Origin of the sequence: Kocuria dechangensis, assembly GCF_014636775.1 — a bacterium.
Classification (GTDB): Bacteria; Actinomycetota; Actinomycetes; order Actinomycetales; family Micrococcaceae; genus Kocuria; species Kocuria dechangensis.
Map to the genome: position 1 here is coordinate 45,009 of NZ_BMEQ01000021.1, position 22,969 is coordinate 67,977.

The window sequence follows — 22,969 nt, forward strand, 5'->3', positions numbered from 1 at the left end:
GCCATGACGGACATCGCCACCCACCCTGCCGACACCGACCAGTACGTCCTCACCCAGGTCAGGAACGGCACCGGGCACATCGTGCTCAACCGGCCCCGGCAGCTCAACGCCCTGACCGCGCAGATGTACCACGACCTGAAGGCCGCGCTGGACGCGTGGAAGGACGACGACGCCGTCGAGCACGTCCTGGTCACGTCCGCCTCGCCCAAGGCGTGGTGCGCCGGCGGCGACATCCGTGAGGTGCGCGACGCCGTGCTCGGCGGGCGCGTGGAGGCGGCCGGCCGGGTGTTCGCGGTCGAGTACGCCCTGGACTACCTGATCTCCGCCTACCCCAAGCCCTACGTGGCCCTGATGAACGGGATCTGCATGGGCGGCGGCATGGGCATCTCCGTGCACGGCTCCCACCGGGTGGTCGGGCACTCCACGGTCATGGCGATGCCCGAGACCAGGATCGGGTTCTTCACGGACATCGGTGCCTCCTGGTTCCTGCCGCGCGTCTCCCGCCCGGACCGCCGCGGGGAGCCGAGCCTCGCCGTGGGCCGGTACCTGGCGCTGGGCGGTCAGCGCTTCAGCGGAGCCGACGCCGTGGCGCTCGGCCTGGCCGACCGGTTCGTGGCGGACGAGGACTTCGGGGCGCTCGCGGCCGCCGTGGTCGAGGAGGGACCCGAGGCCGCCCTGGCCCGCTACGCGCGCGAGCCCGAACCGTCACCGCTGGTGTCCCGGTGGGACGAGATCGAGGAGCGCTACGGGGCGTCGTCCCTGGAGGAGATCGTTGCCGCCGCGCCCGAGGACCTCGCGGGGATGAGCCCGTCCTCGCTCGTGCGCACCTTCGAGCTGCTCGAGCGCGGCGCCGCCGACGATTCCGTGCGCTCCTGCCTGGAGCGCGAGCTGCGGCTGGCCGTGGACATGATCGCCCGTCCCGACTTCGCCGAGGGCGTGCGCGCCGTGGTCGTGGACAAGGACAACTCACCGGTCTGGGAGCACGCCTCCGTCGCGGACGTCGACGTCGCCGCCGTCCGGGCCGTCCTCGACGAGAAGCTGCCGCTGCCCCTCTGAGCGGCCGGGGTGGCCGGGCCCCTGCCCGGGCCCTTCCCCGGGCCGCAGCACGAACCGGCGCCAGCCCAGGGCCAGGACCAGGAACAGCGCCACGGTGACCACCGAGAAGGTCGCCACCGTCTCCTGGGAGATCAGGCTGCGCACGATGCTGTAGAGCAGGGTGAACAGCCCGCCGAGCAGCACCCCGCCCGCGAGCACCCGGCTGCGCCGCTCCACCGCCAGGCTCGCGCCGAGCAGCAGGACGGAGCCGACGAGCGCGACCAGGCCGACGTCCCCGCTGTAGTCCTGCTGGTCGTCCTCCCACCGGTCCCACTCCCGCTGGTAGGCGTCCATCTCCTGCTTCTCGGACGGGGTGAGCGCCCGGTTCTCCTGCGCCATGGCGACACCGGGCGGCATCTGCGGCTCGGGCGGGGCCGGATGGACCGTGTCGATGCCCAGGCCCACGAACAGCGCCAGCAGCACCCCGAGGAAGAACATGTAGACGGTCCTCATGACCCTGGTCTCGACCGACTGGTGCATGCTCCGGGGCTCCGTTCCTCGTGGGTGCGCCGGGCTGGTGCGCCGCCGCCGCGCCCCGCGACCGCGCGGCCAGGAGGCTCCCGCCATTGTCGGCCCCCGCGCCGGCGGAGTCCACACGCGTCACGTCCCCGCGGGCTCTTCCGCCGTCCCCGCGCCCTGCCTACGCTGGAGGGGTCCGCCGGACGTCGGCGCGCCCGAGCCGGTGCACGGACGCGCGGGACCGCGGCGGGCGACGCACCGGATGGAGCGGCGGCTCCCCACGGGCTGCCGGAGAGGTGGTGGGGGCAATGACGGTCTTCGAGGACAGGGTCGACGCCGGACGGCAGCTCGCGCGGCGGCTGCTGTCGCTCCGCGGCCAGGACGTGGTGGTGCTGGGGCTGCCACGGGGCGGTGTGCCGGTGGCCCGCGAGGTCGCCGAGGCCCTCGACGCGCCCCTGGACGTCATCGTGGTCCGCAAGCTGGGCGTTCCGTCGCAGCCGGAGCTGGCCATGGGCGCCATCGGCGAGGAGGGCGCCCGGGTGCTCGACCAGCGCACCCTGCAGTACTTCGGGATCACGGACGAGCAGCTGGAGCGGATCGAGGAGCGCGAGCGCGCGGTGCTCGAGGCCCGCACGGCCCGCTTCCGCGAGGGACGGGAGCGGATCGACCTCACCGGCCGGATCGCCCTCATCGTCGACGACGGGATCGCGACCGGCGCCACGGCCCGGGTCGCGTGCCGCATCGCCCGCCAGCTCGGCGCCGCGCGCGTGATCCTGGCGGTGCCCGTGGCGCCTGAGGAGGCCGTGTCCCGGGTGACCGAGGCCGACGAGGTGATCTGCCTCGCGACCCCGCACTACTTCACCGCGGTCGGCTACCACTACCGGGACTTCTCCCCGACGGAGGACGACGAGGTGGTCGCCCTGCTCGAAGCCTCCCGGCGCTGGCACCAGCAGCAGCTGCCCCCTCCCGCCCATCCCCAGGACCCGCCGGCCGGGACGTTCCCGGTGGACGAGGACGTGAAGATCCCCGTCGACGGGATCCAGCTGGAGGCGCACCTGTACCTGCCGGGCCCGGACGCCGCCGTGGTGGTCTTCGCCCACGGCAGCGGCAGCAGCCGGCACAGCACGCGCAACCGCTACGTGGCCTCCGTGCTCCAGGAGGCCGGCCTGGGGACCCTGCTCCTGGACCTGCTGTCCCCGTGGGAGGAGGCGGACCGCGCCAACGTCTTCGACATCGGGCTGCTGGCCGAGCGGCTGACCGCGGCGACGGCGTGGCTCCATGGGAGGCCCGGGTCCACGGCCTCGCCGATCGGGTACTTCGGGGCCAGCACCGGGGCGGGCGCCGCGCTGTGGGCGGCGGCCGAGCCCGGGGCGCGGGTCGCGGCCGTCGTCTCCCGCGGCGGTCGCCCCGACCTGGCGGGGCACCGGCTGGGCGCCGTGCAGGCGCCGACGCTGCTGATCGTCGGCGGCGAGGACCTCGAGGTCCTGGCCCTCAACCGCCGGGCCCAGGACATGCTGCGCTGCCCGAACCGGCTCGCGGTGGTCCCGGGCGCCACGCACCTGTTCGAGGAGCGCGGCACCCTGGAGCAGGCCGCGGAGCTCGCCCGGGACTGGTTCACCCAGCACCTCTCGGCCTCCCGCGAGCGGGCGGGCGGGGCCTCGCGATGAGTCCGCTCGGCCGCCCGGCGTCCCGGCAGGCGGACGTCCTGGCGCAGATCCGCTCCCTCGCGGAGCCCCTGGACAGCGCGGCGGACCTGGACCGGCTCGTGGAGCGCAGTGCCGGCGCCCGGTTCGTGTGCGTGGGGGAAGCCTCCCACGGAACGCACGAGTACTACCACTGGCGGGCGCTGCTGAGCCGCCGCCTGATCGAGGAGCACGGCTTCACCTGGATCGGCGTCGAGGGGGACTGGCCGGACTGCTGGCGGCTCAACCGCTGGGTCCGCGGCCAGGGCGACCAGGACCTCGACGCGCACGGCGTGCTCGCCGGCTTCGAGCGGTGGCCCACCTGGATGTGGGCCAACGAGGACGTCGCGGAGTTCCTCGACTGGCTGCGCGAGGAGAACGAGGGCCGCCCCGAGCACGAGCAGGTGGGCTTCTACGGCCTGGACGTGTACTCGCTGTGGGACTCGCTGCGGGAGATCATCACGTGGCTGGAGGCAAACGCCCCGGAGGCCCTGCCCGCGGCCCTGCGGGCGTGGCAGTGCTTCGTCCCCTTCCACGAGGACCCGCACGAGTACGCGTGGAGCACCCGGATCGTCCCGCAGAACTGCGAGGCCGACGTCGTCGCCCTCCTCGCCGAGGTCCGCCGCCGCACCCTGGACCGCGGGGAGGGGGACCCGGCCGCATTCGACGCCGCCCTCAACGCCATGGTGGCGGCCGACGCCGAGCGGTACTACCGCACGATGATCCGCGGCGACCGGCAGTCCTGGAACGTGCGGGACGAGCACATGGCGGACACCGCGGAGCTGCTCTCCCGCCACCACGGCCCCGGGGCCAAGGGCCTCGTCTGGGAGCACAACTCCCACGTGGGCGACGCCCGGGCCACCGACATGTTCGACGCCGGGCTGGTCAACGTGGGCCAGCTGCTGCGCGAGCGGCACGCCCCGGAGGAGGTCGTGCTCGTCGGTTTCGCCTCCTGGACGGGCACGGTGATCGCCGCGGAGGCCTGGGGCGACCCGGAGGAGGCCATGGCCGTCCCAGAGGCCCGTCCCGGCACCCACGAGGACCTGCTGCACCAGGCCCTCGGCGGGCCGGCGGCCATGGTCTTCGAGCGCGACCGCTCGGGCCCGTGGCTCGCCGGGCGCTTCGGGCACCGCGCGATCGGGGTGGTCTACCACCCGTGGCGCGAGGCCGGCAACTACGTCCCCACCCGCATGGGCGAGCGCTACGACGCGCTCCTGTGGTTCGAGCGGACGTCCGCGCTGCGGCCCCTGCACCACGAGGAGCCGCCGGAGGAGCCGGAGTTCGAGACGGAGCCGAGCGGCTTCTAAGGCGGGTGCCGCGCGCACCGCGGCCGAGGAGGAGGGCCGCCCGGGTGCCCGGGCGGCCCGCACGAGCACAGGAGGATCCCACCATGAGCACAGCCGAGCAGGCCGTCCTCGTCGGCGTCGACGGTTCCGCGTGGTCCGCCAAGGCCCTGCGCACGGGCGCGCGGATCGCGGCGGCGGTGGGGGCGCCGCTGGAGGCGATCACCTGCTGGGACGTCGCCCCGGTGTACGCGGGGTACGGAACGTACGACGCCGAGTACTTCCACACCAGGGCACGGCAGACGCTCGACGACGCGGTGGCCGAGGCCTTCGGCGACGACCCGCCGGCCGGGCTGACGCGCAGACTGGTCCGCGGCCACCCGGCCGAGGAACTGGTGGAGGCGAGCCGGGGCGCGCAGCTGCTCGTCGTCGGCCGCCGGGGCACCGGGGGGTTCGGGGCCCTGCTGCTGGGCTCGGTGAGCTCGGCGTGCGTGGTGCACGCGCACTGCCCCGTGCTGGTCGTGCGGGAGGACGTCCCGGTGCGGATCTGAGCAGCGGACCAGAGCCGCGGGTCTGAGCCGCGGCTCTGGGGGCGGAGCCGTGCCGCGGGCCCCTCAGACCCCGGTCGTCTCGCGCGGTGCGGCGTCGGCCGGCGGACCGTGCGGGGGCTCCTCCCGGTCCTGGAAGAACCGCCGCCAGCCGATGAACAGCACCACGAGCAGTCCCACGGCGACCGCGGCGAACGTCATGCGCGTCTCCTGGGAGGCGAAGCTGCGCCCGATCGCGTAGATCAGGGTGAACAGCCCGCCCAGCATGATGCCGTTGGTCAGCACCTTGTTGCGCCTCTCCAGCGCCAGGCTCGCCGCGAGCAGCAGCACGGCGGCCGCGAGGGAGACGATGGCCACGTTCCGGTTGTAGATGTTCTGCTCGTCCCGCCACTGCTCCGACCGCTCGGCGTACTCCCGCTCCAGCTGCTGCTGCTCGGCGGTGAGCTCGTCCTGCCCGGGCTTGTACTGGAGCTCGGCCGGGTACTCGGGCATCTCCGGGCCGGGGTAGAACGTGTCGATCCCCAGGCCCACGAACAGGGCCAGCAGGGCGCCCAGGAAGAACGTGTAGACGATCTTCATGACCTGGTTGTCGTCAGCCCTCGCGAGCCTCTTCTCGGCCACGACAGCACCCCGTTCCGCGTCGTCCCGGCACGGCCCCCGCGCCGTTGCGGGGCCGTGATGATGCCCTGATTATCGCCCCGTGACGGGTGCAAAGCCAGGGCGCGCGGCGTGTTCCCGTCATGTGCCCGCGAGGTGGGCGGGGACCCTTACGCGGGCGCGCTGCGGTGCCTACCCTGGCCGTGTCGGAGCAGGAAACCTGGCTCCCCCCGGCCCGCGGACCCAGGGCCGGGGACCGGACGCGCCGGTCGGGGGACCGGCGACATGCAGAGGAGACGATCATGGCCGGACTGATGCGCCGGGACGTGTTCGAGATGCCGGAGCCCTTCCGCCGGCTGCTGGAGGGGGACGCCGAGACCTCGTGGCCGCGGGTGGAGGAGTACCGCGACGGCGACACGCTGGTGGTCCGGGCGGAGCTGCCCGGGATCGACCCCGACAAGGACGTCGAGCTCACGGTGGCGAACGACATGCTGCACCTGCGGGCCGAGCGGCGCGAGAAGACCGAGCACAAGGACAAGAGCGGCTACCGCTCGGAGTTCCGCTACGGCTCCTTCTCCCGCACCGTCCCGCTGCCGAAGGGGTGCAAGGACGAGGACATCGCCGCGGCGTACCGGGACGGGGTGCTGGAGGTCCGCGTGCCGGTCGGGGAGCCGCCCGACCAGTCCGCCAGCAGGAAGATCCCCGTGTCCCGCGGCTGAGCCGGGCGGGACGGACGCACGGGCGGGTGCGGCGGCGGAGGGACGGGGCCCCGGACCGCCGGCGCCGCCCCCGTGCGTCGTCGTACCGTGTGTTGCGGCGGGACCGTTGTGGGGGCCGGGACCGGACCCTATCGTGGAGGCAGGCGTGGTGCAGGCAGGCGGGCCGGTCCACGGTCCGCCCGGAGCGAGGGGGACCAGCATGAGCGAGGCATCGGGCGAGGACCGGACCGGGGACCGGATCATCGTGGGGATCGACGGGTCGGACGCCTCGAAGGTGGCGCTGCGGACCGCGGCCCGGCTGGCGGAGGCCCTCGGCGCGCCCCTCGAGGCGATCATGTGCTGGGACGACCCGCTCCTGTACGAGAGCGCCCGCGTGGTCGACCCCGACGAGTTCCGCGTCGCCAGCGAGCAGGAGTTCGAGCGCACGCTCACGGACGTCTTCGGGGACCGGCGTCCGTCCTGGCTGACCACCCGCCACCTGCGCGGGCAGCCGTCCGAGCGGCTCATCGAGGAGAGCGAGGGCGCGCAGATGCTCGTGGTCGGCCGCCGCGGCACGGGCGGGATGCTGGGCATGATCCTGGGCTCCGTCAGCTCCGCCGTCGTGTCCCACGCGAAGTGCTCGGTGCTCGTCGTGCGCCAGTGATCCGGCCGTCCCGCCGGGGCACGACGCGGACGGGCGCGGCCCTATGGCCGGCGGGGCCCCGGGGCTACCCTGGCAGGAGGGGCGTGCCCGCCGCGGAACGCCGGAACGAGGGGGTTCGGTCATGAGTGCACCGTCGGATCAGCGGATTCTCGTGGGGGTGGACGGCTCCGAGGCCTCGCAGGAGGCGCTGCGGCTGGGCGCCCGGCTCGCGCAGGCCCTGGGCGCCCCCCTGGAGGCGATGGCGTGCGCGGGGGATCCCACCGTGCTGGACTCCGACCTGCTCATCGACGACGAGGCGCTGCGGGCCGGCTACCGGCGGATGCTCACCGGGACGGTCGAGGCGGTCTTCGGCGACCACGTCCCGGAGAACCTGACCCTCACGGTGACGAACGGCCGCCCGGCGGGCCGGCTCATCACCGAGAGCGAGACCGCCCAGCTGCTCGTCCTCGGGCGGCGCGGCCGCTCGGGGCTGCTCGGCTCCCTGGGCTCCGTCAGCAACGCGTGCGTGGCCTACGCCCACTGCCCGGTGATCGTCGTCCGGGGCTGAGCACCGGGGTCGAGAAACGGGGCCGAGAAACGGACCTGAGGCCGGGCCCGGCGAGTCGCGGGCGGCTCAGTCCTGCTCGTGCCGGGAGCCGCGCAGGGCCCGCAGCGCGTTGAGGATGGCCAGCAGGTCTACCGCCTCCTGGCTCAGGGCCCCGAAGATCGCGGGGATCACCCCGGTCGCGGCGACCAGCATGAGCGCCACGGACAGGGCGATGCCCAGCCAGATGCTCTGCAGCGCCACCTGCACGGTGCGCCGGCCGATCCGCACGGCGGTGGCGGTGCGGGCGAGGTCCTCGGTGAGGATCACGACGTCGGCGGACTCGCTGGCGGCCGTGGCCCCGCGCGCGCCCATGGCCACCCCGACGTCGGCGGCGGCGAGCACCGGCGCGTCGTTGACGCCGTCGCCCACCATCAGCACGGGCCGGGCGGGTGCGTCGCGCACCGTGCGGACCTTGTCCTCGGGCAGGCACTCGGCCCGCACGTGCGGGATGCCCACCGCGGCGGCGACGTGCGCCACGGTCGCCCGGACGTCGCCGCTGAGGATCATCCGCTCGCGCACGCCCAGGGCCTCGAGCTGGGCCATGGTGGCCGCGGCGTCGGCGCGCACCTGGTCGCTCATCACGAGCGTGCCGGCGAAGCGCCCGTCCACGGCCACGTAGACGGCCAGCTCGCCGGGGCCCAGCGGCTGCTCGGCCACGCCCGTGGAGCACGCGGCCACGTGGGCGCGCTTGCCCACGACGACCTCGTGGCCGCCGACCCGCGCGGTCACCCCGTGGGTGGCCTCCTCGTGGGCGGCCGCGGCGGGGATCAGCTCGAGCCCCCGGGCGACGGCGGCCTCCCGCACGGAGGTCGCGAGCACGTGGGAGGAGTACTCCTCGGCGGAGGCGGCCAGGCGCAGCAGCTCGTCCCCGGTCCAGGGGGCGCGGGGGTGGACGGCCAGCAGCTCGGGCCGGCCGTAGGTGATGGTCCCGGTCTTGTCGAACGCGGCGGTGCGCACGGCGGCGAGCCGCTCGAGGGTGCCGGCGTTCTTGATGATGATGCCGTTGCGCGCCGCCCGGCTCATCCCGCCCAGGAACGCGACCGGTGCGGCGAGCAGCAGGGGGCACGGGGTGGCGACCACGAGCACCTCGGCGAAGACCACCACGTCCCCGTGGTACCACCAGGCCAGGCCGGCCACGAGGAACGCGAACACGGTGAACGGGACGGCGTAGCGGTCGGCCAGGCGCACCACCGGGGCCCGGGACTCGGCGGCCTCGCGCACCATCGCCACGATCTTGGAGTACTGGCTGTCCGCGACGGTCGCCGTGGCCCGCAGCACCACGGCCTGCTGCTCGTTGAGGGCGCCGGAGAGCACCGGATCGCCCGCGCGGCGGGTCACGGGCAGGCTCTCCCCGGTGATCGAGGACTCGTCGAAGTCGGCCTCCGCGTCCACGAGGTCCCCGTCCACGGGCACGACCTCCGCGGGGCGGACCATCAGCTGGTCGCCGGGGCGGACCTCCTCCACCGGGACGTCCTCGACCGAGCCGTCCGGGCGCAGGCGGTGGGCGAGGACGGGGGCGCGCTCGAGCAGCGCGTTGAGCTCCTTGCGCGCCCGGTTCGCGGCGTAGTCCTCCAGCGCCTGTCCCCCCGTGAGCATGAGCACGACGACGAGGGAGGCGAGGTACTCGCCCACCACCACGGTGGCCGTGACGGCGGTGACGGCCAGCAGGTCGACGCCCCAGTGCCCGGCGAGGACGTCCTGGACCATGCCCCAGGCGACCTTCGCGGCGACCGCCAGGGCCCATCCGGAGCCGAGCCACTGCGCGGCCACGGGCTGCCCCGTGAGCAGCAGCCCCACGACCCCCAGGCCCACGGCCAGGGTCACGGCGACCAGCGGGTAGCGCCGCGGGAACTCCAGCAGCCGGACGGCGCGGCGCGGGGCGAGGTGCGTGTCCGGCCGTGCGCCGAGGGAGAGGGTCATGACTCCATTGTGGTCCTGTCCGTGGTCCTGTCCGTGGTCCTGTCCGGGGTGCTGCCGGTCTCCCCGAGCCGTTGCTCCGTCTCGGCGATCCGCCGGGCCGTGCGCAGGAAGCTGTCCGGGTTCAGGGAGATGGAGTCGATCCCCTCGCGCACGAGGAACTCCGCGAAGTCGGGGTGGTCGCTGGGGCCCTGGCCGCAGATGCCGATGGGGATCCCGGCGGCGTGCGCCTTGCGGATGGCCTCGCTGATCATCCGCGTGACGGCCTCGTCCCGCTCGTCGAAGAGGGCGCGCAGGGCCTCGGCGTCCCGGTCCACGCCCAGCACGAGCTGCGTGAGGTCGTTGGAGCCGATCGAGAAGCCGTCGAACCGGGTCGCGAACTGCTCGGCGAGGACCACGTTGGAGGGGATCTCGCACATCATGTAGACCTGCAGGCCCCGGCGGCCGCGCTCGAGCCCGTGGGAGGCCATCTCCGCGAGCACCCGGTCCGCCTCCGCGGGGGTCCGGCAGAAGGGCACCATGACCACCACGTTGTCGAAGCCGATGTGCTCGCGGACCCGCCGCAGGGCCCGGCACTCCAGGGCGAAGCCCTCGCGGTAGCGGGGGTCGTAGTAGCGGGAGGCCCCGCGGAAGCCCAGCATCGGGTTCTCCTCGGGCTCCTCGAACGCGGCCCCGCCGACCAGGTGGGCGTACTCGTTGGTCTTGAAGTCGCTGAGCCGCACGATCACCGGCTTCGGGTGGTACGGCGCGGCGAGCTTGGCCAGGCCCAGCGCCAGCGTCTGCACGAAGTACTCCGGGCCGTCCGGGAACCCCTCGGTCAGCTCTGCGATCCGCCGCCGGTCCTCCTCGCCGGCCACCCGCTCCGGGTGGACGAGGGCCATGGGGTGGACCTTCACGATGTTGTTGACCACGAACTCCATCCGGGCCAGGCCCACCCCGGCGGTGGGCAACCGCCACCAGCGGAAGGCCGCGGCGGGGCTGGCCACGTTGACCATGATCCGGGTGCGGGAGGCCGGCAGCTCCCCGAGGTCCACCTCCTCGGTGGTGAACGCCAGCGTCCCCTCGTAGACGGTGCCCCGGTCGCCCTCCGCGCAGGAGACGGTCAGGGGCCGGCCCTCGGCCAGGACCCGGGACGCGTCCCCGGTGCCGACGACGGCCGGCAGCCCCAGCTCGCGGCTGACGATCGCCGCGTGGCTGGTGGCGCCGCCGTGGTCGGTGACGATCGCCGCCGCACGCTTCATCACGGGCACCCAGTCCGGGTCGGTCATCTCGGTGACCAGCACGGCGCCGTCCCGGAACGTCTCGATGTCCGCGGCGCTGCGGATGAGGCAGGCCGGGCCGGTGGCGATCCCGTCCCCGATGGCCGCGCCGGTCGCGAGCACCCGGCCCTTCTCCGTGAGGTGGTGGACGGTGAACCGGCTCTCCCCGCGGCCGGCCTGGACGGTCTCCGGGCGGGCCTGGAGCAGGAAGAGCTCGCCGCTGCTCCCGTCCTTGGCCCACTCCAGGTCCATGGGCCGGCCGTAGTGCTGCTCCACGAGCACCGCCCAGCGGGCCAGCTGCAGGACCTCGTCGTCGTCCAGGACGAAGGCCCTCCGCTCGGCGGCGAAGGTGTCCACGAGCCGGGTGCGGACGCCGCCGGAGGGCGCGTCGTCGTCGTAGACCATCTTCTGGAGCTTGGCGCCCCGGGTGCGCTCGACGACCGGGGCGGGGGCGACGTCCAGGAGGGGCTTGAAGACCAGGTACTTGTCGGGGTCCACGGTGCCCTGCACCACGGTCTCGCCGAGTCCCCACGCGGCGCTGATCACCGCGACGTCCGGGAAGCCGCTCTCGGTGTCGATCGTGAACATGACGCCGGAGCCGCCGAGGTCGGCGCGCACCATCTCCTGGACGCCCACGGACAGGGCCACCTGGAGGTGGTCGAACCCCTTGAGCTCCCGGTAGGTGATCGCCCGGTCGGTGAACAGCGACGCGTAGCACCTCCGGCACGCCTCCAGCAGCGCCTCCTCGCCGACGACGTTGAGGTAGGTCTCCTGCTGGCCGGCGAAGCTGGCGTCCGGGAGGTCCTCGGCGGTCGCGCTGCTGCGGACGGCCACGGCCGGGTCGGGGCGGCCGGCGCGCTCCCCGAGCCGGCGGTAGAAGCGCAGGATCTCCTGCGCCGTGGCCTCAGGGAACTCCCCGCGCAGGAACAGCTCCCGCGCGCCCGCCCCGGTCTGCCGCAGCGTCGCCCGGCCGGCGCGGTGGTCCTCGAGCAGCTCCGCCAGGGCGGGACCGATCCCGTTGGCGACCACGTACTCCCGGTAGGCGTCCGCGGACGTCGCGAACCCGCCGGGCACGCGCACCCCCCGGGCGCTGAGCTCGCGGACCATCTCCCCCAGCGAGGCGTTCTTCCCGCCCACCCGGGGCACGTCCGCGATGCCGAGGTGCTCGAACCACAGCACGGGAGCGCCGCCCATGTCAGGCCCTGCGCTCCAGCAGTGCGGCGCACGCCCGCTCGCACCGCTCGCAGGCCTCGGCGGCGGCCCCGCAGTGCTCGTAGGTCTCCGCGTGCCGCTCGCACGCCTCCCGGCAGGTGGCGGCCGCCGCGCGGCACGACTCCAGCAGGGGCACCAGCACGGCCCGGCCGTCGCCGGGGACCGGGAAGCTCAGGCGGGCCAGCACCGCCGCCGTGGCGGAGCAGATCGCCGCGCAGTCCTGCTCGGCGCGCACGCACTCCCGCAGCTGCGCGACCTCGTCCTCGTCGAGGCAGGCGTCGGCCGCGATCAGGCAGATCTCGGCCGTCTCCAGGCACACCTCGACGCACTCGGCCTCGGCCGACCGCTCCCCGCTGGTGACGTCCGGCGCGGCCGGGTGCGCCATGAGTGCTCGGTGGATGCTGGACATGGGCCCTCCTCCATCTCGTGGTCCGCCGTGCCTCGTGGCGACGGCGGGGACGCTCAGCCGGCGAGCCGGGACCGGGCCGGGGCCCGGCGGCGGGCGAGGGCGGCCTGCGCGGCCGGGCCCGTCCGCTCGGCGTGCCGGCGCGGGCCGGTCCAGGCGGCGAGCCGCGTCACGACGTCGTGGGCCGGCAGCTCCTCGGGGAGCACGAACTCCACCGGCGGGGTGTCCGGCACGGCGTCCTCGTGCTCGGTGGACCAGCGCATCATGTCCACGGCGGAGGCCTCCACGTGGAGGGCCGCGGTGGCGTCCACGACCACGGCGATGCCGGGGACCAGGGTGCGGGCGCGGCGCACCAGCGGGCTCAGGGCCCGGTGGTTCACCTCGGTGAGGCAACCGGTGACGACCAGTCGGACGTGCCTCCCGTCCAGGTCGACCTGGACGAGAACGGTCAGCTTGTGGTGCATGGATCCCCCATCGCGGCGAGTACAGCGCGGTCGGCTGCTCGGCCTTCCGCACCCCACGCTAGGGAAGTGAGACCTGCGTCACCAACACGGGAGCACCCGGGGGCCCCACATTTCGCCAACCGAAGAGTAGCTTCGGGGTCTCCCCGGCTCAGCCCAGGGGGGAGGGCATCCGCGTGGTGTCCGGGGCGAGGGGGTCCGAGCCCACGGTCCCGCGGCCGCGGGCCAGGAACGTCATGACGTGGTAGACGACCAGCGTGGTGGCCGTCCCCAGGGCGATGCCTGCGAACTGCAGCCCCGAGGCCTCCCACGTGTAGTCCGCGACGCCGACGATCATGGCCACGGCCGCGGTGGTGAGGTTGACGGGGTTGGAGAAGTCCACGCGGTTCTGCACCCAGATCCGCACGCCCAGCATGCCGATCATCCCGTACAGCACCGTGGCGGCCCCGCCGAGGACGCCGGCGGGCACCGTGGCGACGGCCGCGCCGAAGACCGGGAAGACGCTCAGCAGGACCGCGACGACCGCCGCGACCCAGTAGGCGGCGGTCGAGTACACCCGCGTGGCCGCCATGACGCCGATGTTCTCCGCGTAGGTGGTGGTGCCGGAGCCGCCGCCGGAGCCCGCGATCACCGTGGCCAGCCCGTCGGACATGATGGCGCGCCCGATGAAGGGGTCCAGATCGTCGCCGGTCATGAGGGCCACGGACTTCACGTGCCCGATGTTCTCGGCGACCAGGACCAGGATCACCGGGACGAACAGGCCCATGAGGGACAGGTGGAACTCGGGGGCCTGGAACTGGGGCAGACCGACGAGGCCCTGCTCCCGCCACGCGGCGTCGATGGTGGAGAAGTCCACCTCGCCGCGCAGCACGGCGGTGACGTAGCCGATGACCACCCCCATCAGGATGGACAGCCGGCCGAGCAGGCCCCGGAACAGCACCGAGATGAGGATGATGGACGCGAGCGTCACGAGCGCGGTGACGGGCGCGGCCATGAAGTTGTCCTTGGCCGAGGGCGCCAGGTTGAAGCCGATGAGCGCCACGATCGTGCCCGTGACGAGCGGCGGCATGAGCCTCTGCAGCCACGCCGTGCCGGCGAACTGCACGACCAGCCCGATGAGGAACAGCGCGGCGCCGGCCATCACCACCCCGCCCAGCGCCCCGCCGGGCCCGTACTGGTTCGTCGACGCCGAGATCGGGGCGATGAAGGCGAAGGACGAGCCGAGGTAGGAGGGCACCCGCCCGGCCGTGACCAGCAGGAACAGGATCGTGCCGACGCCGGAGAAGAACAGCGTCGTCGACGGCGGGAAGCCGGTGATCAGCGGGACGAGGAACGTGGCGCCGAACATGGCCACCACGTGCTGCGCGCCGATGGTGACGGTCCTGGGCCAGGTGAGCCGTTCGCGCGGCCTCACGACCTCCCCGGCCGTGACGGTGCGCCCGTCGCCGTGGAGGGTCCAGCCCAGTCCGAGACGGGCGGTGGTGGTGCGTCCGGGCACGGGGGAACTCATGCGGGTCTCCTCGACGGCGGGGTGGGGGCCCGGATCCGGGCCCCCCACACTGTACTCGGTGCGCCCGCCGGGCCGGCAGCCCGGGCCGGGCCTCCCGCGCGGACATGTCGGTCCCGGCCAATATGATCAGCACGGTGACGGAAACTATGATGGTGGGCGATCGCCCCACCGCCCGGACAGGAGTCGACATGCGCCAGCCACAGCCCCGAGGACCGCTCGGCGAGGACCTCCTCGCGGTGCTCCGCGAGCGCCCGGGCTCCCCGGACGCGCGGCGCCGGGCCGAGGACCTCGCGGACGCCGCCCGGGCCGCCGTGGCCCGCTCCGAAGGGATCAGCACGGACGAGGACGTCCAGCTCGCCCTCTTCGTCCTGCACGCCCTCGCCTACCAGGGCGTCGAGGGGATCGACGACCGGTGGGAGACCGACCCCGACGCCCTGCGCGTGCGGGAGATCCTCGCGGAGGCGTTCGAGGCGCAGCTGCGCGCGGAGGTCCCCGCCGACACCCCGCCGCGGACCCCGCAGGCCGTCGCGGACGCCCTCTTCGCCATGGCCGCCGACGACGACGGGCCCAGCCTCGCCCGGTTCCTCTCCGGCCGGGCGACCGCCGAGCAGGCGCGGGAGTTCCTGCAGCTGAAGTCCCTCTACCAGCTCATGGAGGCCGACCCCCACACCTGGGCGATCCCGCGGCTGGCCGGGCGGTCGAAGGCCGGGCTGATCGAGATCCAGATCGACGAGTACGGGGGAGGCAGCGCCCACCGGATGCACTCGGCCCTCTTCGCGGCGGGGATGCGCGAGGCCGGCCTCGACGACACCTGGGGCGGTGCCGTGGACCGCGTGCCCGCCGCGTGGCTGGCCGGGGTCAACGCCATCACGATGTTCGGGCTGCACCGCCGGCTGCGCGGCGCGGTGGTCGGGCACCTGGCGATGTACGAGATCACGTCCTCCGTGCCCTCCCGGTTCCTGGCGCGGGGCTTCCGGCGGCTGGAGCTGCCCGCCGCCGCCGCGTTCTACGACGAGCACGTGGAGGCCGACGCCGCCCACGAGCAGATCGCGGCCCGGGACATGGCCGGCGGTCTCGTGGTCGAGGACCCGGCCGTCGCCGAGGACGTCTTCTTCGGCGCCCGCTGCGTCCTGCACCTCGACGCCCTCGCCGCCGGGCAGGCGCTGAGCCGGTGGGAGGCCGGGGAGTCGGCGCTGCGCGCGTCCGCGGCGGAGACCGCCCGGCGCGGCCCCGCGGAGCTCGTCTCGTGAGCGCCGGACGGCCCGCCGGGGACCGGGAGCCACCAGGGGACCGGGAGGCTGCCGCGGGCTCCGGGGCCGCCGCGGGTCCCGGATCCGCCGCGGCTGCCGGGCCCGCCGCGGGCTCCGAGCCGGTGACCATCACCGTGTGCCCCGACGGGCCGCTGCTCGTGCGCGGCGGCTACGAGCTGCTGGACGGCGACGACCGCCCCATCGACCCGGGACGGGCCACCGTGGCCCTGTGCCGCTGCGGGGCCTCGGCGATCAAGCCGTTCTGCGACGGCTCGCACAAGCGCGCGCGCTTCCGGGCCCGCTGACGGCCCCGTGGCCAGGCCCGCGGCCGGTTCTGCCGCCGATCGGGCCGGCACGGCTCCGCCCCGGCGCGGCTCCGCCCCGGCGCGCGGCCGCTGCTCGGGGAGCGGCGGGCGCGGGCCGGGGCGGTGTCCGGGACGGAGGGCGGCGGCGTCAGGAGATGACGGCGTCGACCAGGGCCTTGGCCTCCTGCTGGACCTGCTTGAGGTGCTCCTCGCCCAGGAAGGACTCGGCGTAGATCTTGTAGACGTCCTCGGTGCCGGAGGGGCGGGCCGCGAACCAGGCGTTCTTCGTGGTCACCTTCAGCCCGCCGATGGCCGCGCCGTTGCCGGGCGCGTTGGTGAGCTTCGCGGTGATCTGCTCACCGGCCAGGGTGTCGGTCTCCACCTGGGCGGGGGAGAGCTTCTTCAGCGCGGCCTTCTGCTCCCGGGTCGCGGGGGCGTCGATGCGCTGGTAGACCGGCGCGCCGAACTCCTGGGTCAGCTCGGCGTAGCGCTGGGAGGGCGTCTTGCCGGTGCGGGCGGTGATCTCCGAGGCGAGCAGCGCCAGGATGATCCCGTCCTTGTCGGTGGACCACACGGTGCCGTCCATCCGCAGGAAGGACGCGCCCGCGGACTCCTCGCCGCCGAAGCCGATGGACCCGTCCATCAGACCCGGCACGAACCACTTGAAGCCCACGGGCACCTCCACGAGCTGGCGCCCGAGGGACGCCGCGACCCGGTCGATGATCGAGGAGGAGACGAGCGTCTTGCCGATCCCCGCGTCGGGGGACCACCCCGTGCGGTGGCGGAAGAGGTAGTCGATGGCCACGGCCAGGTAGTGGTTCGGGTTCATCAGCCCGGCGTCGGGGGTCACGATGCCGTGGCGGTCGGTGTCGGCGTCGTTGCCCGTCGCGATGTCGTACTTGTCGCGGTTGCCGATCAGCGAGGCCATCGCCGAGGGGGAGGAGCAGTCCATGCGGATCTTCTCGTCCCAGTCCAGGGTCATGAACGCCCACTGGGGGTCCACCTCGGGGTTCACCACGGTCATGTTGAGGCCGAAGCGCTGGGCGATCTCGCCCCAGTAGGCCACCGACGCGGAGCCCATCGGGTCGGCGCCGATGTGCAGGCCGGACTCCCGGATCACGTCGAGGTCGATGATCTCCGGCAGCGTCCGCACGTACTCCTCGAGGAAGTCGTAGGTCCCGGTGGTCTCCGCCGCCCGCGCCTGCGCGAGCGGGACCCGCCGGACCCCGGACAGCCCGTTCTCCAGGTACTGGTTGGCCCGGTCGGCGATCCACTCGGTGATGTCGGTGTCCGCGGGGCCGCCGTTGGGCGGGTTGTACTTGAACCCGCCGTCGGCGGGCGGGTTGTGGGACGGCGTGATGATGATGCCGTCCGCCACGCCCTCGCCGCGCCCGGCGTTGTGGGTCAGGATCGCGTGCGACAGCGCCGGGGTGGGCACGTAGCCGCCCCGGGCGTCCAGCAGCACCGTGACGCCGTTGGCGGCCAGCACCTCCAGCGCCGTGTCCTGCGCCGGGCCGGAGAGGGCGTGGGTGTCCCGGCCCATGAACAGGGGGCCGGTGATCCCCTCGCCGGCCCGGTGCTCCACGATCGCCTGCGTGATCGCGACGATGTGCTGCTCGTTGAACGAGCCCTTCAGGGACGAGCCCCGGTGCCCGGAGGTCCCGAACGCCACGCGCTGGCCCGGGTCCGAGGGATCCGGGGTGACGTCCGTGTAGGCGTCGAGGAGCTTGCCGAGGTCGACGAGGTCACTGGGTTGGGCGACGGTGCCCGCACGGTTGGTCATGACACCCAACCTACCGCCGGGCCGCGGGCGTGCCGAGAGGGGCGCGCGATCGCGTCGCCAGGTTTCCGCCGCGGACCCGGGACGGGGTCTGGTGGGATCGGGGCCGGTGGGCCAGGATGAAGCCACCGGAACAGGCACCACCGAGCCAGGAGGACGGCGATGAGCGACGCACCCGAGGAGAAGACCGGCGGCAAGGGCCCCGAGGGCACCATCCCCGACAACCCGCAGGGCGTGGGCCTGACCGCCGACGAGAACCCCTCCGGTTTCGAGCCCGAGGAGGATCCCGAGGCGGCCACCGACCCCGACGAGGGCGAGGCGGAGCTGGGCCACTCCTGATCCGCTCCCGGGCTGTTCCGAGGCTGTTCCTCGGCCGCCCCCGGGCTGTTACTGGACTGGATGGGCCGTCTCGAGCTGCGCGGCGACGGCGAGCAGCTGCGCCTCCGCGCTCGGGCGGCCGACGAGCTGAACGCCCATCGGGACGACCGGGCCGCCGTTCCCGGCCCGGGTCCACAGGGTCGGGACCGTGACCGCGGGCAGGCCCACGACGTTGATCAGCGACGTCCACGGCGTGTACTGGCACTGGCGCCGGTAGTCCTGGTCCGCGCCCGCCGGGTCCCCGAGGTCGTGGCCCTCCCAGTACCAGCCCAGCGGGCGCGGCGGCAGGGCGAGCGCGGGGGTCAGGACCATGTCCCAGGCGCCGTACTGCCGGACCACGTCCTGCTCGATCCGCCGCAGGACGGCGACCGCCCGCGCGAGCTCCACGGCGGAGCGGCGCAGCGCGCGCTCGCGGAAGGCGCCGGCCAGGCCCGTCAGCAGCCGGGCCTGGTCGTCGTCGAGCCGGGCCGTGCCCATGGAGGTGGTCCACGCGTCGAAGAACGCCTGCGGGTACGCGGGGTCGTAGGACAGGGCGGCGGCGTCGACCTCGTGCCCGGCCGCCCGCAGCCGCGCGATCCCCGCGTCGAGGGCAGCCCGGGCCTCCGGGGAGACCGTGATCTCGTACACGGAGTCGAAGGGGGAGGCGGTGCTGACGCCGATCCGCAGGGGCCGGTCGCCCCACGGCGGGTCGCCCCGGCGGGCCGCGCGCACGGCCTCGAGGAAGGAGGCCTGCGGCGCGGCGGTCACCGCCCGGCGCACCACGTTGCCGTGCGCCGGACCCGGGGCGGGGGAGCATAGCACGTCCAGGAGCAGGGCGGCGTCCTCCGCCGTCCGTGCCAGGGGCCCGTTGACCACGAGCTGCGCGGCGTCGGACTGGGCGTCGCCGGTGGCCACCCTGCCGCGGTTGGGCTTGAGCCCCACCAGGCCGCACACCGCGGCCGGGATGCGGATGGAGCCGCCGCCGTCGGAGCCCGGGGCCAGGGGGAGCATGCCCGACGCGACCGCCGCCGCCTGCCCGCCGGAGGAGCCGCCGGCGCCGGTCGTCGGGTCGTGCGGGTTGCGGGCCGGCGCCGCCACCAGGTTCTCCGAGTAGCAGTTGAGGCCGAACTCCGGGACCTGGGTCTTGCCGAGCAGGACCGACCCGGCAGCCTCGAGCACCGCCACGAGGTCGTCGTGCGCCTCCGCGACGGGAGCGTCCCCACCGGGGCCCGCCACCGCGGCCGAGCCGTAGGTGGTGGGCATCCCCGCGGCGTCGTGCAGGTCCTTGACCGCGAGCGGCACCCCGTGCAGCGGCCCCCGGGGCGCCGACGCGGGCAGGGCGTCGAGCGACCGGGCACGCGCCAGGGCCTGGTCCGCGGCCACGTGCACGAACGCGCCGAGGCCGGGGTTGCGCTCCTCGATCCGGGCCAGGAAGAACTCGGCCGTCTCCACGGCGCCGAGCGTTCCCCCGGCGAGGGCGTCCCGCAGCTGGACGGCGGTGAGGTCTCCGATGCCGGTCACGGCGGCTCCTGTCTCGGGCCCGGACGGCCCCGTGGCCGCCCGGAGGGATGCTGGACCCAGGCTAGCCGGGCGGTGGGACCTCGCCCCCCTGTCGCCTGCCTCTGTCGCCGCCCGTGCCGAGCCGAAGGGACGTGATCAGCCGCCGCCGGCCGCGAGGAGTCGCGAACGGCCGGAATCGGGGACCCAGAGCGGCCGGTGGCGACCCCTCACGTGGTGCGGTTGGCGGAACGAGACCTCTCGCGGCCGGCTCGTGGAGCATCACGGAGCGCTGAACCGTGCTCCACAGGACTGCGAGGGACGCTCCGCCGAGCTGAGCACGTCCACCGGTGCCCGTTCTGCTTTCCGCCGTCGCCGGGGGAGACGTCATCCTCCGTGCATGCGACACCCCGAACCGCTGCCCCACCAGCTCCAAGGAATCGGCTTCTCACGCAGGGAGGCGCTCGCACTCGGTGTGGCCGAGCACCGTCTCAGGCGATCGGACCTGACCAGTCCCGTCGGCCGGGGCGTCAGGGTCCCGGCCGAGTGCTCCGCCCCGCTGCTGGAGGCGGCGCGGGCGTTGACGGCGCGCTTCCCTGGCGTGGTGATCAGCCACCGCTCGGCGGCCCTGCTGCACCGCCTGAGGGTTCCGGAGCGCTGGGAGACCGCGCCGGAGCTGTGGCTGATGCGCACCGACAACGCCAGGGCCCTGAGGCGGCCCGGGGTGGTCTGCCGGCGGACACTGCTGACCCCGCAGGAGGTGGTCCGCGTCCACGGAGTGCCGGTCACCTCCCCGGTGCGCACGTTCCTCGACGTGTGCGGCGAGCTGTCGGTGACGGAAGCGGTCGTCGTCGCCGACGGCCTGATCAACGCGCACCGCTGGGGCATCCACCGCGGCACGGCGCCGCTGTGCCGGCCGGGGGAGATCGACGCCGCCCTGCGCGGCCAGGAGGGCAGGCGAGGCGTCCGCACGGCGCGAGCCGCCGCCGAACGGATGCGGGTGGGGTCGGACTCGCCCGGAGAGACCCGCTTGCGGCTGGTCCTCGAGGACCACGGCATCCACGACCTGGTGCTGGACCACCCCCTGCTCGGTCCGGACGGGACGCTGCTCGTCCAGCCGGACCTGGCCCTGGAGAACCACCGGCTGAGCCTGCAGTACGAGGGCGCCCACCACGACCGGGCGGAGCAACGGGTGACCGACATCCGGCGCCTTCGCGCCACGGAATCCGTGGGCTGGCGGGAGATCAGGATCTGCGCCCGCGATCTGCACCAACATGCGACGACCACGCGGGGGCGGGTCCCGGTGGCGGTTGCCCTGGTCTGGGAGGCCATGGGCGTCGCGCGTCGCCTGTGACGGTGTCGATTCCCACCGCGCGGGCCCGACGAGTCGCAATCAGCAGGGCGCTCCGCCCGAGGGGCTCGTTCGGACGGAAAGCGCCTGTCTTACCGTGCGAACGAGCCCCTTCAGCGCGGGGGTGGCGCTGAACGCGACTCCTCGGCATGGGGGTGGAACGGGTGGCGTGGGCGGAGCAGAGGGAAGGGGCCGGGCGCTACTTCGCGGCGTTCCGGATGGCCTGCGCGAAGACCTGCAGGCCGTCGCGGAGCAGGTCCTCGCCGATCACCAGCGGGGGGAGGAGGCGCACGATGTTGCCGAACGTCCCGCAGGTGAGGATGATGACGCCCTGCTCGAGGCACTCGGCGGCGATGGCCTTCGCGGCGTCCGCGTCCGGCTCCTTCCCGCCGGGCAGCACGAACTCGAGCGCCATCATGCCGCCGCGCCCGCGGATCTCGCCCACGATGCCGGTCTCCTCGACCAGGGGGGTGAGCTCCTCGCGGACGATCTCCTCGATCCGGCGGGCGCGGGCGAGGAGGTCCCACTCCTCGATGGTCTGCAGCGCGCCCAGGGCGGCGGCGCAGGCCACGGGGTTGCCGCCGTAGGTGCCGCCGAGGCCGCCGGCGTGGACGGAGTCCATGATCTCGGCGCGGCCCACGACGCCGGACAGCGGCATGCCGCCGGCCACGCCCTTCGCCACGGCGATCAGGTCGGGCACGACGCCCTCGTGGTCCACGGCGAACCACTCGCCCGTGCGGGCCACGCCGGCCTGGACCTCGTCGACCACGAACACCGCGCCGTTGGCGGTGCACCACTCGGACAGCGCGGGCAGGAAGCCCTCGGCCGGGACGATGAAACCCCCCTCGCCCTGGATGGGCTCGATGACGACGGCGGCCACGTTCTCCGCGCCGACCTGCTTCTCCACCTGGAGCAGCGCGCGGCGGGCGGCCTCGGGGCCGGTCATGCCCTCGGGGTCGCGGAACGGGTAGGACACGGGCACGCGGTAGACCTCGCCGGCGAACGGGCCGAAGCCCTGCTTGTAGGGCATGACCTTCGCGGTCATCGCGAGGGTCATGTTGGTGCGGCCGTGGTAGGCGTGGTCGAAGACCACGATGGCCTGGCGCTTCGTGTGCACCCGGGCGATCTTGACGGCGTTCTCGACGGCCTCGGAGCCGGAGTTGAACAGCGCGGCCTTCTTGGCGTGGTCGCCCGGGGTGAGCTCGGCGAGCCTCTCCGCGACGGCCACGTAGCCCTCGTAGGGCGTGATCATGAAGCAGGTGTGGGTGAAGTGCTCCACGGCCTCCTTGACCTTGGCGACGACGGCCGGGGCGGAGGCGCCCACGGTGGTCACGGCGATGCCGGAGCCGAGGTCGACGAGCTGGTTGCCGTCGACGTCGAGCACGATGCCGCCGTCGGCGTCGGCGGCGTAGGCGGGCACGGTGGAGGCGACGCCGGCCGCGACGGCCGAGGTGCGGCGCCCGGCCAGCTCCCGGGACCTGGGGCCGGGCAGAGCGCCCCCGACGCGACGGACCTGCTCGAGCCGGTACTGGATCTCGGTCACGACGAGATCTCCTTTCCTGGAGGGCGGGGAGGTGCGGTGCAGCGGGCGGGGAGTGCAAGAGCGGCCGCCGCAGGACGACTGCGACGACCGCTCTTGCACCTGTTGGCCTGCCGGGTCAGGATCTCACGCCGGGGTGCCGGCGCCCGGGACCGGAACCGAGGACCAGGGGTTCTCGATGCCGATGTACTGGGTGGTGGTGTACTCGGCCAGGCCCTCGGCCCCGCCCTCCCGGCCCAGCCCGGACTGCTTGACCCCGCCGAAGGGGGCCGCCGCGTTGGAGATCACCCCGACGTTGAGGCCCATCAGGCCGAACTCGATCCGGTCCCCGATCCGCAGACCGCGGGAGATGTTCTCGGTGAACACGTAGGAGGCCAGCCCGTACTCGGTGGAGTTGGCCAGCTGAACCGCCTCGTCCTCGTCGGAGAAGGTCACCACGGGGGCGACGGGGCCGAAGATCTCCTCCCGCACCGCCCGCGCGTCCTTGGGCACGTCGCGCAGCAGGGTGGGCT

Annotated in this window: 22 protein-coding genes; 11 read left to right on the forward strand and 11 right to left on the reverse strand. The window is 74.2% G+C overall.

What is annotated here, in order from left to right:
* Window positions 1-3 precede the first annotated feature (3 nt).
* A complete protein-coding gene (locus IEW07_RS15795) occupies window positions 4-1,056 on the forward strand; it encodes an enoyl-CoA hydratase/isomerase family protein (protein ID WP_188538965.1) in 1,053 nt (350 codons plus the stop codon).
* On the opposite strand, the gene IEW07_RS15800 is transcribed toward IEW07_RS15795, so the two are convergent.
* Complete coding sequence (locus tag IEW07_RS15800) at window positions 967-1,575, reverse strand: hypothetical protein (protein ID WP_188538967.1); 609 nt, start codon at window positions 1,573-1,575, stop codon at window positions 967-969. The two genes, IEW07_RS15795 and IEW07_RS15800, sit on opposite strands and share 90 nt — an antisense overlap.
* Before the next feature lie 287 nt (window positions 1,576-1,862).
* Here IEW07_RS15800 and IEW07_RS15805 point away from each other — a divergent pair, with 287 nt between their 5' ends.
* From IEW07_RS15805 to IEW07_RS15815, 3 genes are all read left to right on the forward strand, one after another.
* Window positions 1,863-3,221, forward strand: a complete 1,359-nt coding sequence (locus IEW07_RS15805; protein WP_188538969.1) for a phosphoribosyltransferase — start codon at window positions 1,863-1,865, stop codon at window positions 3,219-3,221.
* Complete coding sequence (locus tag IEW07_RS15810) at window positions 3,218-4,543, forward strand: erythromycin esterase family protein (protein ID WP_188538971.1); 1,326 nt, start codon at window positions 3,218-3,220, stop codon at window positions 4,541-4,543. The genes IEW07_RS15805 and IEW07_RS15810 overlap by 4 nt, the downstream gene beginning before the upstream one ends.
* Before the next feature lie 83 nt (window positions 4,544-4,626).
* Window positions 4,627-5,070, forward strand: a complete 444-nt coding sequence (locus tag IEW07_RS15815; protein ID WP_188538973.1) for a universal stress protein — start codon at window positions 4,627-4,629, stop codon at window positions 5,068-5,070.
* 63 nt (window positions 5,071-5,133) lie between these two features.
* On the opposite strand, the gene IEW07_RS15820 is transcribed toward IEW07_RS15815, so the two are convergent.
* Window positions 5,134-5,688 carry a hypothetical protein gene (locus tag IEW07_RS15820; protein WP_188538975.1) on the reverse strand — a complete coding sequence of 185 codons (555 nt, stop codon included), beginning with the start codon at window positions 5,686-5,688 and terminating at the stop codon, window positions 5,134-5,136.
* Window positions 5,689-5,966: 278 nt separating this feature from the next.
* Between IEW07_RS15820 and IEW07_RS15825 the strand changes: the two genes are divergently transcribed.
* From IEW07_RS15825 to IEW07_RS15835, 3 genes are all read left to right on the forward strand, one after another.
* Window positions 5,967-6,383 (forward strand): Hsp20/alpha crystallin family protein, encoded by a 417-nt coding sequence (locus tag IEW07_RS15825; RefSeq protein ID WP_229741903.1) that lies wholly within the window; start codon window positions 5,967-5,969, stop codon window positions 6,381-6,383.
* Window positions 6,384-6,582: 199 nt separating this feature from the next.
* Entirely contained in the window at window positions 6,583-7,026 is a 444-nt protein-coding gene (locus IEW07_RS15830; RefSeq protein WP_188538977.1) for a universal stress protein, read from the forward strand.
* A 121-nt stretch (window positions 7,027-7,147) separates the two neighbouring features.
* The gene (locus tag IEW07_RS15835) at window positions 7,148-7,573 is read left to right on the forward strand and encodes a universal stress protein (RefSeq protein WP_188538979.1); all 426 of its coding nucleotides are present in this window, start codon (window positions 7,148-7,150) and stop codon (window positions 7,571-7,573) included.
* A gap of 66 nt (window positions 7,574-7,639) precedes the next feature.
* Here IEW07_RS15835 and IEW07_RS15840 read toward each other — a convergent pair whose 3' ends face one another.
* From IEW07_RS15840 to IEW07_RS15860, 5 genes are all read right to left on the reverse strand, one after another.
* Window positions 7,640-9,532 carry a heavy metal translocating P-type ATPase gene (locus IEW07_RS15840; protein ID WP_188538980.1) on the reverse strand — a complete coding sequence of 631 codons (1,893 nt, stop codon included), beginning with the start codon at window positions 9,530-9,532 and terminating at the stop codon, window positions 7,640-7,642.
* Window positions 9,529-11,982, reverse strand: coding sequence for a phosphoenolpyruvate synthase (gene ppsA / locus IEW07_RS15845; RefSeq protein WP_188538982.1), 2,454 nt, complete (start codon window positions 11,980-11,982; stop codon window positions 9,529-9,531). Before ppsA ends, IEW07_RS15840 begins: the two co-directional genes overlap by 4 nt.
* Before the next feature lies 1 nt (window position 11,983).
* Complete coding sequence (locus tag IEW07_RS15850) at window positions 11,984-12,409, reverse strand: four-helix bundle copper-binding protein (RefSeq protein WP_188538985.1); 426 nt, start codon at window positions 12,407-12,409, stop codon at window positions 11,984-11,986.
* Window positions 12,410-12,462: 53 nt separating this feature from the next.
* Complete coding sequence (locus IEW07_RS15855) at window positions 12,463-12,870, reverse strand: hypothetical protein (RefSeq protein ID WP_188538987.1); 408 nt, start codon at window positions 12,868-12,870, stop codon at window positions 12,463-12,465.
* A 148-nt stretch (window positions 12,871-13,018) separates the two neighbouring features.
* The gene (locus tag IEW07_RS15860) at window positions 13,019-14,377 is read right to left on the reverse strand and encodes a uracil-xanthine permease family protein (protein ID WP_188538990.1); all 1,359 of its coding nucleotides are present in this window, start codon (window positions 14,375-14,377) and stop codon (window positions 13,019-13,021) included.
* A 188-nt stretch (window positions 14,378-14,565) separates the two neighbouring features.
* On the opposite strand from IEW07_RS15860, the gene IEW07_RS15865 reads away from it, so the two are divergent.
* Both IEW07_RS15865 and IEW07_RS21115 read left to right on the forward strand, forming a co-directional pair.
* Complete coding sequence (locus IEW07_RS15865; RefSeq protein ID WP_188538992.1) at window positions 14,566-15,627, forward strand: iron-containing redox enzyme family protein; 1,062 nt, start codon at window positions 14,566-14,568, stop codon at window positions 15,625-15,627.
* Window positions 15,624-15,932, forward strand: coding sequence for a CDGSH iron-sulfur domain-containing protein (locus tag IEW07_RS21115; protein ID WP_229741904.1), 309 nt, complete (start codon window positions 15,624-15,626; stop codon window positions 15,930-15,932). The genes IEW07_RS15865 and IEW07_RS21115 overlap by 4 nt, the downstream gene beginning before the upstream one ends.
* A 148-nt stretch (window positions 15,933-16,080) precedes the next feature.
* On the opposite strand, the gene pgm is transcribed toward IEW07_RS21115, so the two are convergent.
* Entirely contained in the window at window positions 16,081-17,715 is a 1,635-nt protein-coding gene (pgm, locus tag IEW07_RS15875; RefSeq protein WP_188538994.1) for a phosphoglucomutase (alpha-D-glucose-1,6-bisphosphate-dependent), read from the reverse strand.
* A gap of 159 nt (window positions 17,716-17,874) precedes the next feature.
* Here pgm and IEW07_RS15880 point away from each other — a divergent pair, with 159 nt between their 5' ends.
* Complete coding sequence (locus IEW07_RS15880) at window positions 17,875-18,051, forward strand: hypothetical protein (RefSeq protein WP_188538996.1); 177 nt, start codon at window positions 17,875-17,877, stop codon at window positions 18,049-18,051.
* Between the two features lie 48 nt (window positions 18,052-18,099).
* Here IEW07_RS15880 and IEW07_RS15885 read toward each other — a convergent pair whose 3' ends face one another.
* Window positions 18,100-19,590: an amidase gene (locus IEW07_RS15885; RefSeq protein WP_188538998.1), complete on the reverse strand. Its 1,491-nt coding sequence runs from the start codon at window positions 19,588-19,590 to the stop codon at window positions 18,100-18,102.
* Window positions 19,591-19,966: 376 nt separating this feature from the next.
* On the opposite strand from IEW07_RS15885, the gene IEW07_RS15890 reads away from it, so the two are divergent.
* Window positions 19,967-20,920, forward strand: coding sequence for a type IV toxin-antitoxin system AbiEi family antitoxin (locus tag IEW07_RS15890; RefSeq protein WP_188539000.1), 954 nt, complete (start codon window positions 19,967-19,969; stop codon window positions 20,918-20,920).
* A gap of 196 nt (window positions 20,921-21,116) precedes the next feature.
* Here IEW07_RS15890 and gabT read toward each other — a convergent pair whose 3' ends face one another.
* Both gabT and IEW07_RS15900 read right to left on the reverse strand, forming a co-directional pair.
* Entirely contained in the window at window positions 21,117-22,460 is a 1,344-nt protein-coding gene (gene gabT / locus IEW07_RS15895) for a 4-aminobutyrate--2-oxoglutarate transaminase (RefSeq protein WP_188539002.1), read from the reverse strand.
* Window positions 22,461-22,583: 123 nt separating this feature from the next.
* On the reverse strand, window positions 22,584-22,969 hold a 386-nt coding region (locus IEW07_RS15900), incomplete at its 5' end, for an aldehyde dehydrogenase family protein (protein WP_188539004.1).

Coding starts and splice junctions, on each gene's coding strand:
- IEW07_RS15830 (WP_188538977.1), top strand. CDS start 6,583: ATGAGCGAGGCATCGGGCGAGGACCGGACCGGGGACCGGATCATCGTG.
- IEW07_RS15810 (WP_188538971.1), top strand. CDS start 3,218: ATGAGTCCGCTCGGCCGCCCGGCGTCCCGGCAGGCGGACGTCCTGGCG.
- IEW07_RS15850 (WP_188538985.1), bottom strand. CDS start 12,409: ATGTCCAGCATCCACCGAGCACTCATGGCGCACCCGGCCGCGCCGGAC.
- IEW07_RS15795 (WP_188538965.1), top strand. CDS start 4: ATGACGGACATCGCCACCCACCCTGCCGACACCGACCAGTACGTCCTC.
- IEW07_RS15840 (WP_188538980.1), bottom strand. CDS start 9,532: ATGACCCTCTCCCTCGGCGCACGGCCGGACACGCACCTCGCCCCGCGC.
- IEW07_RS15800 (WP_188538967.1), bottom strand. CDS start 1,575: ATGCACCAGTCGGTCGAGACCAGGGTCATGAGGACCGTCTACATGTTC.
- pgm (WP_188538994.1), bottom strand. CDS start 17,715: ATGACCAACCGTGCGGGCACCGTCGCCCAACCCAGTGACCTCGTCGAC.
- IEW07_RS15825 (WP_229741903.1), top strand. CDS start 5,967: ATGGCCGGACTGATGCGCCGGGACGTGTTCGAGATGCCGGAGCCCTTC.
- IEW07_RS15860 (WP_188538990.1), bottom strand. CDS start 14,377: ATGAGTTCCCCCGTGCCCGGACGCACCACCACCGCCCGTCTCGGACTG.
- ppsA (WP_188538982.1), bottom strand. CDS start 11,982: ATGGGCGGCGCTCCCGTGCTGTGGTTCGAGCACCTCGGCATCGCGGAC.
- IEW07_RS15890 (WP_188539000.1), top strand. CDS start 19,967: ATGCGACACCCCGAACCGCTGCCCCACCAGCTCCAAGGAATCGGCTTC.
- IEW07_RS15865 (WP_188538992.1), top strand. CDS start 14,566: ATGCGCCAGCCACAGCCCCGAGGACCGCTCGGCGAGGACCTCCTCGCG.
- IEW07_RS15835 (WP_188538979.1), top strand. CDS start 7,148: ATGAGTGCACCGTCGGATCAGCGGATTCTCGTGGGGGTGGACGGCTCC.
- IEW07_RS15805 (WP_188538969.1), top strand. CDS start 1,863: ATGACGGTCTTCGAGGACAGGGTCGACGCCGGACGGCAGCTCGCGCGG.
- IEW07_RS15880 (WP_188538996.1), top strand. CDS start 17,875: ATGAGCGACGCACCCGAGGAGAAGACCGGCGGCAAGGGCCCCGAGGGC.
- IEW07_RS15855 (WP_188538987.1), bottom strand. CDS start 12,870: ATGCACCACAAGCTGACCGTTCTCGTCCAGGTCGACCTGGACGGGAGG.
- IEW07_RS15815 (WP_188538973.1), top strand. CDS start 4,627: ATGAGCACAGCCGAGCAGGCCGTCCTCGTCGGCGTCGACGGTTCCGCG.